Genomic DNA, 12,628 nt, shown 5'->3' on the forward strand with positions numbered 1-12,628 from the left:
GGCGGCCCGCCGCCCGGCGTGACGGTGCGGGTGCTCGACGCCCGGATGCGCCGCGTCCCGCCCGGCGTCGACGGGGACCTGTACGTCGGCGGGGCCGGGCTCGCGCGCGGCTACCACCGCGACCCGGGCGCCACCGCCGCCGCGTTCGTCCCCGACCCCTACGGCCCGCCGGGAGCCCGCCTGCACCGCACCGGCGACCGGGCGCGGTGGCTGCCGGACGGCACCCTGGACCTCCTCGGCCGCACCGCAGACCTGGCCGCGATCGGCGGCGCGGGCGCCGGGCTCACCGAGATCCAGTCCGTGCTGGAGGGGCATCCGGGCGTCGCGCGGGCGGCCGTCGCCGTCACGGAGACGGGAGAGATCGCGGCCTTCCACGTCGCAGTGGAGGACGCCGACGAGGACGCTCCGGTGGACGTCGCCGCCCTGCGCCGCGCGTGCGCGGCGCGGCTGCCCGCCCACCTCGTCCCGGCGAGCCACACCGCGCTGGACTCGCTCCCGCTCGACCGCGACGGCAGGATCGACCGGGCGGAGCTGCTGCGCCGCCGCACCGGCCCCGCCCTCCGGCCCTACCGCGTGCCGGCCACCCCGACCGAACGCGCCCTGGCGCCGATCCTCACCTCGGTGCTGGGCGTGGAGCGCTGTGGCCGCGACGACGGGTTCCACTCGCTCGGCGGCCACTCGGTCCACGCGATCCGGGTGACCACCGCCGCCAAGGCCGCCGGGGTGCCGCTCACCCTGTACACCCTCTACCAGCACGAGACGCTGGAGGAGCTGGCCGCCGCCGTCGACCTCAGGCGGCCCGCCCCGGTTCCGGTGGCGCCGTCCGGGCCGCCCTCGGGCGAGCACCTCCGGGAGGTGCTGGAGAAGGCCCTCGGCGAGAGCACCGTGCCGGGCGCGAGCCTCGCGCTCATCGAGGGCGGCGAGCTGGTCGCGGTGGAGACCGCCGGGTTCACCGACGCGTCGCGGACGGCGCCCGTCCGGCCCGGCACCGTCTTCCAGGTCGGCTCGTTCAGCAAGCACCCGGCGGCGCTCGCCGCGCTGCGCCTGGTGGACCAGGGTCGCCTCGGCCTCGACGAGGACGTCAACCGCCATCTGAGGTCCTGGCGGGTCCCGGGCGGCGACGGCGACGTCCCGGTGACGCTGCGACACCTGCTCGGCCACCGGTCGGGGCTCACGCCGAACGCCGGGCAGGGCGTCCTTCCCGGGGCGGACGTGCCCGCGCTCACCGAGATCCTCGCCGACGTCACCCGGGAGTTCGTCCCCGGGGAGGGCTTCCGCAGGGCCAACGTCCACTACCTGGTCGTCCAGCAGCTGCTGGAGGACGTGACGGGCACCCCGTTCGCCGACCTCATGGACGAGCTGCTCCTCGGCCCCCTCGGGCTGCGGCACAGCGGCTTCGACCAGGCCCTCCCGCTGGCGGACGGGCGGGCGCCCGCCTGGGGCCACGACGAGGACGGCGCGACGATCGAGGGCCGCTACCGCGTCCGGGCCGACCTCGCCGCCGCCGGGATGTGGGCCACCGCGGCCGACCTGGCCGAACTGCTCCTGGAGGTCCGCCGCGCCCGGCTCGGGCGGCCCCGGGCCCTGCTCTCGGACGCCTCGGCCGGGGCGCTGCTCACGCCCTCGCCCGACAGCGGCTACGGGCTCGGCACGATCGTCGAGGTGTCCGAGGGCGACACCCACTACGGCCACGGCGGCACGGTCCCCGGCTACCACTGCTTCGCCCTCGCCCACCTGCACGCCGCGTCGGGGTTCGTCCTGCTCACCAACGGCGACCACGGTCCCGGGCTCGTCAAGGCGCTCACCCTCGCCCTCGACCAGGACGGGGCGCACCGGCGGCCCACCCAACGAAAGGACGCGCCTTGACCGAACGCCATGTCATCTCGCTCACCGACCTCACGGACGAGGACGTGCACTCCGTCGTGGTGCGGGGCGCCCGGTTCGCCGAGGGCCGGGGGGCGGACGGGGCGCCGCTCGCCGGCACGGTGACGGGAATCCTCTTCCGCCGCACCTCGACCCGCACCCGGACCGCGTTCTCCGCCGGCGCGCAGCGGCTCGGCGGCGGCGTCGTCGTCTTCCGCCCCGAGGAGCTGCAGCTCGCCACCGGGGAGACGGCCGCCGACACCGGCGCCGTCCTCGCCGGCATGCTGGACGTCCTCGTGGCGCGCACCGCCGACGACGAGGCGGAGATGCGCGAGTGGGCGGCCCTCGGCGGCATGTCGGTGGTGAACGCGATGAGCGAGCAGGAGCACCCGACCCAGGGCCTCGCCGACCTCACCACCCTGTACCGCCGGTTCGGGGCGGTCGAGGGGCTGCGCGTCCTGTACGTCGGCGAGGGCAACAACACCGCCGCCGCGCTCGCCCTCGGCCTCACCCGTTTCCGCGACGTCCACCTGCACCTGGCCACGCCGCCCGGCTACGGGCTCGCCGCCGCCACCGCCACCCGGGCCGCCAAGCAGGCCGCGTCCTGCGGCTCGACGTTCACCGAGGGCCAGAGCCTGCGGGACGTCCCCGAAGGGGTGGACGTCATCTACACGACCCGCTGGCAGACGACCGGCACCACCAAGGACGACCCCGACTGGCGCCGCTCGTTCGAGCCGTTCCAGGTCACCGCCGGGCTGTGGCGCGCCAGCCCGGACGCCCTGTTCATGCACGACCTGCCCGCCCACCGGGGCGACGAGGTGACCGCGGACGTCCTCGACGGGGACCGCAGCATCGCCTTCGAGCAGGCCGAGAACAAGATGTGGAGCGCGATGGCCGTCCTCGAATGGTGCGTCCGGGGCGTCGTCGAGCGGAGGGGGGCCTGACATGAGCGTTCTCGAAGACGTCCCCGGCAGCCAAGGCGGCGAGGACAAGCCGGTCCCGCTGCGCCGCAACCGGGACTTCCTGCTGCTCTGGACGAGCGCGGGCCTGTCCACGTTCGGGATGCGCGCGGCGGCGGTCGCCTACCCGCTGCTGATGGTCTGGCGCGGGGACACCGTCGGCGCCGGCCTGGTGGGCTTCGCCGCGCTGCTGCCGCAGTTGCTGATGCAGATGCCGGCGGGCGTGCTGGTGGACCGGGTCCGCCGCCGGCAGCTGATGATCTACTGCGACCTGGCCGGCGCCCTGTCGATGCTCGGGGTCGTGCTGGTGCTGGCCTCCGGCCGGTTCTGGCTGCCGCAGATCATGATCGCCGCGTTCATCGAGGGGACCGCGGCGATCGTGTACCAGCTCGCCGAGCGGGCCGCGATCCGGCACGTCCTGCCGGAGGACCAGCTGCCCGCCGGGCTCTCGCAGAACGAGGCGCGCGGGCAGGCGTCCGGGCTGCTCGGCCAGCCGGTCGGGTCCGGGCTCTTCGCCGCCCTGCGCTGGATGCCCTTCGGGCTCACGGCGATCACCCACCTGCTCGCGCTGCTGCTCCTGCTGTTGATCCGCCGTCCCTTCGAGGAGGAGCGGGTCGAGGACGACGGCCCCAGGCGCAAGTTCCGCAAGGACATCGCGGAGGGCCTGGCGTGGGTCTGGCAGGACAAGGTGCTCCGGATCGCGATCGTGCTGATCGCCGGGAGCAACATCGTCTTCCAGGTGCTCGCGATCGGCATCGCCCTGATCATCAAGGAGCGGGACGGGTCGCCCGCGCTGGTCGGCGTGATCGGCCTGATCGCCGGGCTCGGCGGCGTGGCCGGCGCGCTGTCCTCCCGGCGGATGCTGAAGCTGGTCGGCATGCCGGCGCTGTTCATCGGCACGTTCTTCGTCTGGGGCGTCTTCCTCACCGGGATCGCCTACACCGGGAACGCGGTCGCCCTCGGCGTGCTGTTCGGCGTCATGGTGGCCGCCGGAGCGATGATGAACGTGGCCGCCGGCATCTACCAGGTGAAGACGACGCCCGACCGGCTCCAGGGCCGCGTCGGCAGCGTCCTCGGCATGGTCGCCTCGGGAATGAACTCCGTCGGCTCGCTCGTCGGCGGGTTCTCCCTGCACCTGTTCGGCGCCCGGGACACGCTGCTCGTCTCCGCCGCCGCGATGGCCGCGTTCGGGCTGATCGCCTTCGCCACGCCCGCGATCCGGCGGGCCGACCCGTGACCGGACGCGTTCCCGGCCGGGCCGCCTCGCCGTCCTGGGGGCGTGCGCCCGGCGCCCGGCCCGCTCGTCCACGGGCACCGCTCGTCCACCGGCAAGGAAAGGGGGGCCGTGATGGGAGCGGCCGACTGGGCACCGCGTGAGATCACCGTGGCGGGCGGCCAGGAGCTCAAGGAGTTCCTGGCCGGCGCCGACCTCGGCGCGCTGCTCGCACACGACAAGGCGCTGGTCTTCCGGGGGCTCGGCGCGACCGAGGAGACGCTGCCGGACGTCCTGGACCTGCTGCTGCCCAGGCGACTCGCCTACGTGCACGGCAACTCGCCGCGCACGAAGGTGGGGGCCGGCGTCTACACCTCGACCGAGTACCCGGCCGAGCAGACGATCTCCATGCACAGCGAGCTGTCCTACGCGCACTCCTGGCCGTCGCGGCTGTCGTTCTTCTGCGCGGTGCCGCCCGCGACGGGCGGCGCGACCCCGGTGCTGGACACCGGGCGGTGGCTCGCCGAGCTGGACGACGACCTCGTCGCCGCCTTCTCCGGCGGCGTCCGCTACACCCAGAACCTGCACGGCGGCACCGGGCTCGGCAAGAGCTGGCAGGACACCTTCGAGACCGGTGACCGGGACGAGGTCGCCGCGTTCCTGGACGGGACGCGCGCCGAGCACGAGTGGCGCCGGGACGGGTCGCTGCGCGTCACCCAGACCCGTCCGGCCACGGTGCGGCACCCGGTCACCGGCGCCGAGGTCTGGTTCAACCAGGCCGACCAGTGGCACCCGGCCGGGCTGGGCGAGGCGGGCGAGGCGCTGAGCAGGATCCTGGCGGAGGAGGACATGCCGCAGTCCGTGCGCTTCGCGGACGGGGGGCCGATCCCGGCGGAGTACATCCACCAGATCCGGGAGCGGGGCCTCGCCTGCGCCGTGGACGTGGACTGGCACGCCGGGGACGTCCTGCTCATCGACAACGTGCTGACCGCGCACGGCCGCCGCCCCTTCACCGGCGCCCGCCGCGTCCTGGTGGCCATGTCGTGACCGGCCCTGTGGTGACCGGTCCGGCCCGCAGGTCGTAGGCCGCCATCAGCCGATCAGTGAAAACCGGTTCCAGCGCGATGGCCGATGCCCGGCGAGGGCGCGGCGGGAGAACCTCGGGAATGGCGATCACCGAAGTCGGCCGGCCGGGAAGGCGCCGCCGGATCCGCGCTCGGACGCCCGGACCCTGCACTCAAGTACAGGGTCAAGACTGCAAGCAGCGCCAGAGACACGGGCACGCCCGCTCACTAGCGTTTTCGGTGCCGGACTCGTCCGTCCCCCGCCAAACCAGACGTCGATGACAGGACCCGTCCATGTTCACAATGCGCAACAGGACCACTGCGAAGGAACCCCCGGCCGTCGAGCCGGCCGGGGCCGTGGAGCTGGTGGAGGTGCACAAGGAGTACGGCACCGCCGCGGGCGCGGTGAAGGCCCTCGCCGGCGTCACGGCCACGTTCCGGACCGGGACCTTCACCGCCGTCATGGGGCCGTCCGGCTCGGGCAAGTCCACGCTCCTGCAATGCGCGGCCGGCCTCGACACCTTGACGTCCGGGGAGGTGCGCGTCGCGGGCGTCGCCCTGCACGATCTCTCCGCCGACGCGCTGACGATCCTGCGCCGGGACCGCATCGGCTTCGTCTTCCAGGCGTTCAACCTCATCCCGTCGCTCACCGCCCGGCAGAACGTCGAGCTGCCCCGGCGGCTCGCGGGCCGGCCCGCCGCGCCGGCCGACGTCGACGCGGTGCTGGAGGCGGTCGGGATCGCCGACCGCGCCGGGCACCGCCCGAGCGAGCTGTCCGGCGGCCAGCAGCAGCGCGTCGCCATCGCGCGGGCGCTGGTGACCCGCCCCGACGTCGTGTTCGCCGACGAGCCGACCGGCGCCCTCGACTCCACCACCTCGCGCGAGGTGCTGAAACTGCTCCGCGGCGCCGTGGACGACCCCGGCCTGACCGTCGTCATGGTGACGCACGACCCGCGGGCCGCCGCGTACGCCGACCGGGTGCTGTTCCTCGCCGACGGCCGGATCTCCGGCGAGCTGGCCGATCCCACAGCCGACGCGGTGGCGGCGAAGCTGGCCGCGATGGAGGCGGACGCGTGAGCGGCGAGCAGCCCACCAGGGCCGTGCTCGGGCTCTCGCTCGCCACGCTCCGCACCCGCTGGGTGAGCTTCACCGGCGCGTTCCTGGCGCTCGCCGCCGGTGTGGCGATCGTCGTGCCGATGCTGCTCACGCTGGCCGCCGCGTTGCAGACCCCGTTCCCCGGGCCGCAGCGCTTCGGCGGCGCGCCCGTCGTCGTGACGCCGAACGACAAGCTGCCGTTCGAGTACGAGGGCGTCCGGCTGAACATGCCGCTGTCGCGCCCGGCGCCGCTGCCGCAGGCGCTGCTGGCCGGGCTGCCCGCGACGGGCCGCACGGTCGTCGACCACACGTTCGGCGTCCGCGCCCCGGGCGGCTCGGACGAGCAGGTCGGACACGGCTGGTCGGTCGCGGGGCTCGGCCCCTACCGGCTCACCGCGGGCGGCGCGCCCGCCGCCGACGACCAGGTCGTGATCGCCTCCGGCGACACCGCCATGGTCGGCCGCCGCGTCCAGGTGGACACCCCCGCCGGACGCGGGACCTACCTCGTGACCGGCGTCGTCAAGCCGCAGTGGTTCGAGGAGGCGGTCTTCTTCACCGACCGGGCGGCGGCGCGGATCGAGCCGTCGGCGGGCGCCGCTGCGGTCTTCGGCCCGGCGGACGCGGTGCGCCGGGTGGTCGGCGACCGCGCGCGGGTGCTGACCGGCGCGGACCGCAAGCAGGCCGACCCCGACCCGAGCGGTGGCCGGAACCTGCTCGACGGCACCGAGATCACCGCCGAGATCACCACCGCCGTGGTGAGCTTCGTCGCGATCTTCGTGGTGGTCGCCACCTTCGCGTTCGTCGCCGACCTGCGCCGCCGCGAGATGGCGCAGCTGCGGATGGCCGGCGCGACGGCCCGGCAGATGCGCCGCATGATCGTCGTCGAGGCCGTGCTGATCGGGGTGGTGGCCTCGCTCGCCGGCTGCGCCGCCGGGGTCTTCGGCGGGCGGCTGGTCGGCCGGGCGATGGTCCACGCGGACATCGCGCCCGGCTGGTTCACCGTCGGGCTGTCCTGGTGGCCGCTGCCGGCGGGGTTCGCGACCGGGCTGTTCTCGGCGCTGGCCGGCTCGGCGGTGACCGCCTGGCGGGCCGGCCGGGTCGCGCCGATCGAGGCGCTGCGCGAGGCGGCCGTGGACCAGCGGGTGATGACGCCGCTGCGCTGGCTGCTGGCCGCCGGGATGCTGCTGTCGGCGGTCGTGCTGGCCGGGCTCGTCATCAACGGCTCGCCCGCCGAGATGACGAGCCTGAAGAAGATCATCCACATTCCGCTGCTGTTCGTGGGCGCGTTCGCGCTGCTGCTCCCGGTGCTGATCGGGCCGATGGTGCGCGGGCTGACCCGGCCGCTGGCCCGGCTCGGCCCCGGCGCGATGATCGTCCGGGCGAACGCGATCGCGGCCGCGCGGCGCACCGCGACCACCGCGGGCGCCGTCGTGGTGGCGGTGGGCGTGGCGGCGACGTTCTTCGCCTTGCAGGACGGCGCCGAGAGCGCGCGGGCGCACCAGTGGGCGGGGGCGAGCCGCGCCGACTTCGTCGTGCTCCCCGCCGCCGGCCGGGCGCTCCCGGGGACGGTGCTCGCCGCGCTCCAGCACGTCCCCGGGGTGCGGGCGGCACCGGTCCGCGAGGCGTCGGTCTACGTCGGGACGCGGGAGGGCCAGTTCATCGACGCGCTCAACGCGCAGATCGTGGACCCCGGTGACGTGCCGGGCGTCGAGGCCCCCGCCCTGCTGTCGGGACGGCTGGGCGACTTCGGCCGCAACTCGCTGATCGTCGACCGCCGCGCCGCCGACGGTGGCGACCTGGAGCCGGGTACCCCGGTGTCGGTGTGGGGCCCGGACGGGACGAAGCGGGACGTGACCGTCACCGCGGTCGCCCGCACGGGCCTTGTCGGGGACCAGACCTTCCTCAGCTCGGACGCGGTCACCTCCGCGCGCGCCAGCCGGGCGGACGTGCGGGTGCTGCCCGGGAGCGGGCGCGTCGAGGCGGAGCGGGCGCTGCGCGCCGCGCTGTCCGGCCAGCCCGCGCGGATCCTGCCGCAGGACGCGGCGGCGCGGGCCGAGGCGTCCGACTCGCGCGGGTCGAGCCGCAGCGCCACCTTCATCGTGCTCGGCATCGCGCTGCTGTACTCGCTGGTGGCGGTGGCCAACACGATGGTGATGGCGGGCACGGGACGGCGCCGCGAGCTCGCCGCGCTCCAGCTCTCGGGCGCCACCCGCAAGCAGTCCCTCGGGTACGTCGCGGTGGAGTCGATGATCGCCGTCGTGCTCGGCTCGGTCGTGGCGGCCGCCGCCGGGGTCACGGTCATGGTGGCGCAGGGCCTGGCCTTCTACCGCGTCACCGGTACCGTCCATCCCGCCGTCCCCTGGGCCTCCACCGCCGGAGTCATCGCGGTCTGCCTGCTGATCGGCGTGCTGGCGGGCACCGGCGCGGCGGCGCACGCGATGCGCGGGCGCGTCGTGGAGCTCGCCGGCCTGCGCGAGTGAGACGGGCGAGTGAGACCACGGGCCCGGCGACGCCGGGCCCGTACGGGCCGACGCCCCACGCGGCGCCCCCGGGGGCGCCGCGCGGGGCGTCTCCGCGCGTGGTGGCAGGTGGTGCGCTCAGAGCAGTCCGGCCAGCGCCTTGCGGTCGACCTTGCCGTTGCCGTTGAGCGGCAGGCCGTCCACGGCCACGCACCGGCCGGGCAGCTTGTAGGGCTCCAGCTCGTCCCGCAACGCGGTCATCACCGCGGCGGGCTCCAGCGCGGTCACCGCGAACAGGACCGCCTCCGTCCCGGCGCCCGCCGGGGGGAGGACCGCCGCGCTCGTCACGCCGGGCACCCGGTGCGCCGCCGCCTCGACCTCCAGGGCGCTCACCCGGATGCCGCGGGACTTGTAGACGTCGTCGTCGCGCCCGTCGAAGTACAGGTACCCGTCGGCGTCCAGCCGGCCCCGGTCGCCCGTCCGCAGCTCGGGGAACAGCCCGTCCCGCAGCGGGAAGCGCGCGGCGGTCAGCTCCGGCCGCCGCCAGTAGCCGCTCATGACGTGCGGGCCGCGCACCACGATCTCGCCGCTCTCGCCGGGCGGCAGCGGCGTCCCGTCCGGCCCGACGACCAGCAGCTCGGTGCCCGGCAGCGCCCGGCCGCTGGCCCCGGGGCGGCGCAGGTCCTCGTCCGGCGGCATGATGGCCGCCCGCTTGCACTCGGTCAGCCCGTACATGAGCTGGACGCGCAGCTCCGGCAGGTGGCGGCGCAGGACGGCGAGCGTCCCGGCGGGCATCGCCGCGCCCGTGTTGGTGAGCAGCCGCAGCGGCGCGGTGCCGCCGTAGCGCTCCAGCGTCCGCGCCAGGTTCGCGGCCATCGACGGCACCGCGGGCAGGACGGTCGCGCCACCGCGGCGCAGCGCGGGCAGCAGCGTCGGCCCCGCGTCGGACGGCGAGCCCAGCCGGACGTGCGCGCCCGCGTGCGCGGCCAGAAAGAGCTGGTAGAGGCCGTAGTCGAAGGAGAGCGGGAGGGCGAGGAACACCACGTCGTCCTCCCGGTAGCGCAGGACGCTCTGGATCGCGTCCACCGCGAACACCATCTGCGCGTGAGTGGAGACGACCGCCTTCGGCGTGCCCGTGCTCCCCGAGGTGTAGATGAAGCAGGCCGGGTCGACGGGCAGGACACGCGCGTCCGGCGCCCGCCCGGCGGGGGCGTCCGCGACGGCGTCGGCCGCCGCCTTGCCCGCGAACACCGGTATCCCGTGGAGCCCGGCCTCCCGTGCGGCCTCGGCGCCGTCGGCGACCAGCAGCCGCGGAGCGGCGTCGTCGAGGACGTGCGCGAGGCCGCGCGGGGTGGTCTGCTCGTGCAGGATCGAGAACACCGCGCCGATCCGCGCGCACCCGTACACCAGCGCCACCGTGACCGCGCCGTGCGCGCCGACCAGCACGACCCGGTCGCCGCGGCCGACGCCCCGGGCGGCCAGCCAGCCGGTGGCGCGCTCGCTCAGCGCGGCCAGCTCCCCGTGACCGGCGGTGCCGCCGTCCCGGGTGCTGAGCGCGGGCGCGGCGGGGGCGCGGGCGGCGGCGCGGTCGAGCAGGTCGTGCAGCAGGACGGGGGACATGCGGGCTCCTTCACGCGGGCTCGGTCGGCGGCGCGGTCGGCGGCGCGGGCGGCGGTCCGGTCAGCACGACCACCCGGCCGGGACGTCGCAGGCCGCCAGGGACAGGTAGCCGAGCGCGGGCTCGTACTCGGCGACGAGGATCGTCCGGTCGGCGGGGACCGGTTCGGCCAGCCGCGCGGCGAACTCGCTCCAGACCGAGGTGCACGGCCCTCCCCGGGGCGCGCGCCGCTCGTGCGCCGCCGAGGCGGGCGGCGCCAGGGCGGTCCCCGCGACGAGGACGGCGGTCCCCGGGCCGAGCGCGCGGACCTCGTCGGCGACCAGCTCGGCGGCGCGCTCCGGCGCGACCCCGGTGCGCTGCTCGGCGGGACCGAACCCGACCGGGCCGTCCGGGGTGAACAGCAGCCCGACCGCGTGGTCCTCGGACGCGTCCAGGTCCGCGAGGGCCGGGTCGTCGTAGAACAGCGTGTTCTGGTCGAGGACCAGCACCGCCACGGCCGGGTACTCCTCGCGCGGGTGCGCCCCGGCGAGGCGCAGCGCGGCGAACGGGGTGGCCCGGCCCTGTTCGGACACCGCGAGGACCATCGGCCGCCCCGCCGCGGCGTGGGTCAGGTAGCCGCCCAGCGAGACGCTCATGTCGCAGTCGGGCAGCGCGTGCGCGAGCACGACGAGGTCGGGCTCGCCCGGCAGCGCCGCGAGGAGCCGCTCGGCCATCCACGCGTACCCGTTGCGGTTGCCCGAGACCGGGCGGACCACGGCCCCGGCGCCCGCCCCGGGGCCGGCCAGGCGCTCGGCGAAGTACTCGGCCTGCACGGACAGGTCCGGCCACGCCGGGTTCCGGCCGAACGGGAGGTGCCGGACGGCGGCCAGCCGCAGTGGACGGTCGCTGGGCAAGGGAACCCCCTCGGTCGGGAACACAGCGTCGGAGACGGGCGGTCGGGAACGGACGTCAGTGCCGCAGGGCCAGCGCCGAGAACGTGGCCCCGAGACCCACGCTCACCATCAGGTAGAGGTCGCCCGGCGCCAGCGCCCCGGCCCGGACGGCGTCCACCAGGTTGAGGAACGGGTCGGCGCAGAAGCAGTGGCCGGTGACCGGGACGTTGTCGAGCCACAGCCGCTCCAGCGGCAGCCCGGTCGCCAGGCACGTCCGCGTCCAGGAGAGCCGGTTGACGTTGTGCGGCAGGACGAGGCGGACCTCGTCCATGCTCGCGCCCGCCCGCTCGGCCGCCGTGTGCATCAGCTCGGCCAGCGTCCCCGGGTAGGCGCTCTCGAAGGCGGCCGCGGTGTCGGCGTCCGGTCCGGTCATCTGGTGGAACTCGCCGCGGGTGATCGTGGCGTGCGCGAGCATCCGGTCGCGCTCCCCGCCGAGGCCGACCAGGGTCGCGGCGGCGGCCTCGCCCATCACGGTCGTCGCCGGGATGTAGCGGGTGACGTGCGGGTAGGTCTTCTCGCCCGTGAGCACCAGCGCGAGCGCGTCCGGGTCGCCGCGGTCGGCCAGCAGCCGCCCGGCGAGCGCGGCCGCCAGCAGCCCGGAGGCGCAGGCGTGCTGGCTCACCACGAAGGCCGCCGCGTGCCCGAGGCCCAGTTCGGCGGCGGCCCGGTGCACGGGGTTGGCCGAGTAGGCGCCGGTGGCCTCCATCGTCCGCCCGTGGATCACGAACCGGACCCGGTGCTCGGCGCCGGGCAGCCCGGCGAGGTTCCGCGCGGCGGCGACCAGCAGCCCGGCGGTGTCGCGGGCCGGGCTCCAGCGGACGGCGTCCAGGCCGAAGAAGCGGCGGTAGCGGCGGACCTCGCGGTCGGTGAGGCCGAGCGCCGGGGCGATCTTCTCCAGCGGCAGGCTCTCGTCGCCGGGATGGACCGCCGTCTCGGCCAGCGCCGTCCCCGGGGCCACGCCCCGGTGCGCCTCCGCCGGTGCCCGCTCAGCCATGTTCCGCCTCCTCGCCCGTGCCGGCCGAGACCGTGCCGGCCGAGACCGTGCCGGCCGAGACCGTGCCGGCCGAGACCGTGCCGGCCGAGACCGTGCCGGCCGAGACCGTGCCGGCCGGGACCGTGGCCGCCCGGACGGCGGCGGCCTCTCCGGACAGCGCCCGATGCGTCACGTTCAGCTTCTGGATGTGCGAGGTGCCCTCCATGAACTCGAACGCGGCGACGTCGCGCCACCACTTCTCCAGCAGGGGATGGTCGAGCAGCGCCCCCGGCCCGAGCAGGCCGGGCAGCCGGTCGCAGACCGCGCGGGCCAGGTCCGTCGCGGCGAGCTTGGCGGCCGAGGCCAGGTAGCCGCGGTCCGGGTCGGCCTCGACGTCGCCCGCCGCGCGCAGCACCAGCCGCCGCGTCGCGGCGATCCGCTCCAGCGCCGCG

Annotated in this window: 10 protein-coding genes; 6 read left to right on the top strand and 4 right to left on the bottom strand. The window is 75.9% G+C overall.

The genetic code is table 11. The annotated features are described in order from the left end of the window. The 6 genes from E1291_RS32295 to E1291_RS32320 form a co-directional block, all read left to right on the top strand. Positions 1 to 1,866, top strand: a 1,866-nt coding sequence (locus tag E1291_RS32295) for a serine hydrolase domain-containing protein (RefSeq protein ID WP_131741866.1), incomplete at its 5' end; no start/stop codon positions are given. Next, positions 1,863 to 2,807: an ornithine carbamoyltransferase gene (locus E1291_RS32300; protein ID WP_131741867.1), complete on the top strand. Its 945-nt coding sequence runs from the start codon at positions 1,863 to 1,865 to the stop codon at positions 2,805 to 2,807. The genes E1291_RS32295 and E1291_RS32300, both read left to right, overlap by 4 nt. Before the next feature lies 1 nt (position 2,808). After that, complete coding sequence (locus tag E1291_RS32305) at positions 2,809 to 4,059, top strand: MFS transporter (protein ID WP_131741868.1); 1,251 nt, start codon at positions 2,809 to 2,811, stop codon at positions 4,057 to 4,059. Between the two features lie 111 nt (positions 4,060 to 4,170). Beyond that, a complete protein-coding gene (locus E1291_RS32310) occupies positions 4,171 to 5,082 on the top strand; it encodes a TauD/TfdA family dioxygenase (protein ID WP_131741869.1) in 912 nt (303 codons plus the stop codon). Between the two features lie 311 nt (positions 5,083 to 5,393). After that, complete coding sequence (locus tag E1291_RS32315; protein WP_131741870.1) at positions 5,394 to 6,176, top strand: ABC transporter ATP-binding protein; 783 nt, start codon at positions 5,394 to 5,396, stop codon at positions 6,174 to 6,176. Further along, the gene (locus E1291_RS32320) at positions 6,173 to 8,674 is read left to right on the top strand and encodes an ABC transporter permease (protein WP_131741871.1); all 2,502 of its coding nucleotides are present in this window, start codon (positions 6,173 to 6,175) and stop codon (positions 8,672 to 8,674) included. The genes E1291_RS32315 and E1291_RS32320 overlap by 4 nt, the downstream gene beginning before the upstream one ends. 117 nt (positions 8,675 to 8,791) lie before the next feature. Here the strand turns inward: E1291_RS32320 and E1291_RS32325 are convergent, their stop codons facing one another. The 4 genes from E1291_RS32325 to E1291_RS32340 form a co-directional block, all read right to left on the bottom strand. Next, a complete protein-coding gene (locus tag E1291_RS32325; RefSeq protein WP_131741872.1) occupies positions 8,792 to 10,273 on the bottom strand; it encodes a class I adenylate-forming enzyme family protein in 1,482 nt (493 codons plus the stop codon). A 60-nt stretch (positions 10,274 to 10,333) separates the two neighbouring features. Then, positions 10,334 to 11,164: a hypothetical protein gene (locus E1291_RS32330; RefSeq protein ID WP_131741873.1), complete on the bottom strand. Its 831-nt coding sequence runs from the start codon at positions 11,162 to 11,164 to the stop codon at positions 10,334 to 10,336. Between the two features lie 55 nt (positions 11,165 to 11,219). Then, positions 11,220 to 12,197 carry a 3-oxoacyl-[acyl-carrier-protein] synthase III C-terminal domain-containing protein gene (locus E1291_RS32335; protein ID WP_131741874.1) on the bottom strand — a complete coding sequence of 326 codons (978 nt, stop codon included), beginning with the start codon at positions 12,195 to 12,197 and terminating at the stop codon, positions 11,220 to 11,222. After that, a partial coding sequence (locus E1291_RS32340) for an acyl-CoA dehydrogenase family protein (protein ID WP_165495384.1) occupies positions 12,190 to 12,628 on the bottom strand: 439 nt, incomplete at its 5' end. The genes E1291_RS32335 and E1291_RS32340, both read right to left, overlap by 8 nt.

Source organism: Actinomadura roseirufa (assembly GCF_900659635.1).
Lineage (GTDB): Bacteria > Actinomycetota > Actinomycetes > Streptosporangiales > Streptosporangiaceae > Spirillospora > Spirillospora roseirufa.

Coding starts and splice junctions, on each gene's coding strand:
- E1291_RS32305 (WP_131741868.1), top strand. CDS start 2,809: ATGAGCGTTCTCGAAGACGTCCCCGGCAGCCAAGGCGGCGAGGACAAG.
- E1291_RS32310 (WP_131741869.1), top strand. CDS start 4,171: ATGGGAGCGGCCGACTGGGCACCGCGTGAGATCACCGTGGCGGGCGGC.
- E1291_RS32315 (WP_131741870.1), top strand. CDS start 5,394: ATGTTCACAATGCGCAACAGGACCACTGCGAAGGAACCCCCGGCCGTC.
- E1291_RS32325 (WP_131741872.1), bottom strand. CDS start 10,273: ATGTCCCCCGTCCTGCTGCACGACCTGCTCGACCGCGCCGCCGCCCGC.
- E1291_RS32335 (WP_131741874.1), bottom strand. CDS start 12,197: ATGGCTGAGCGGGCACCGGCGGAGGCGCACCGGGGCGTGGCCCCGGGG.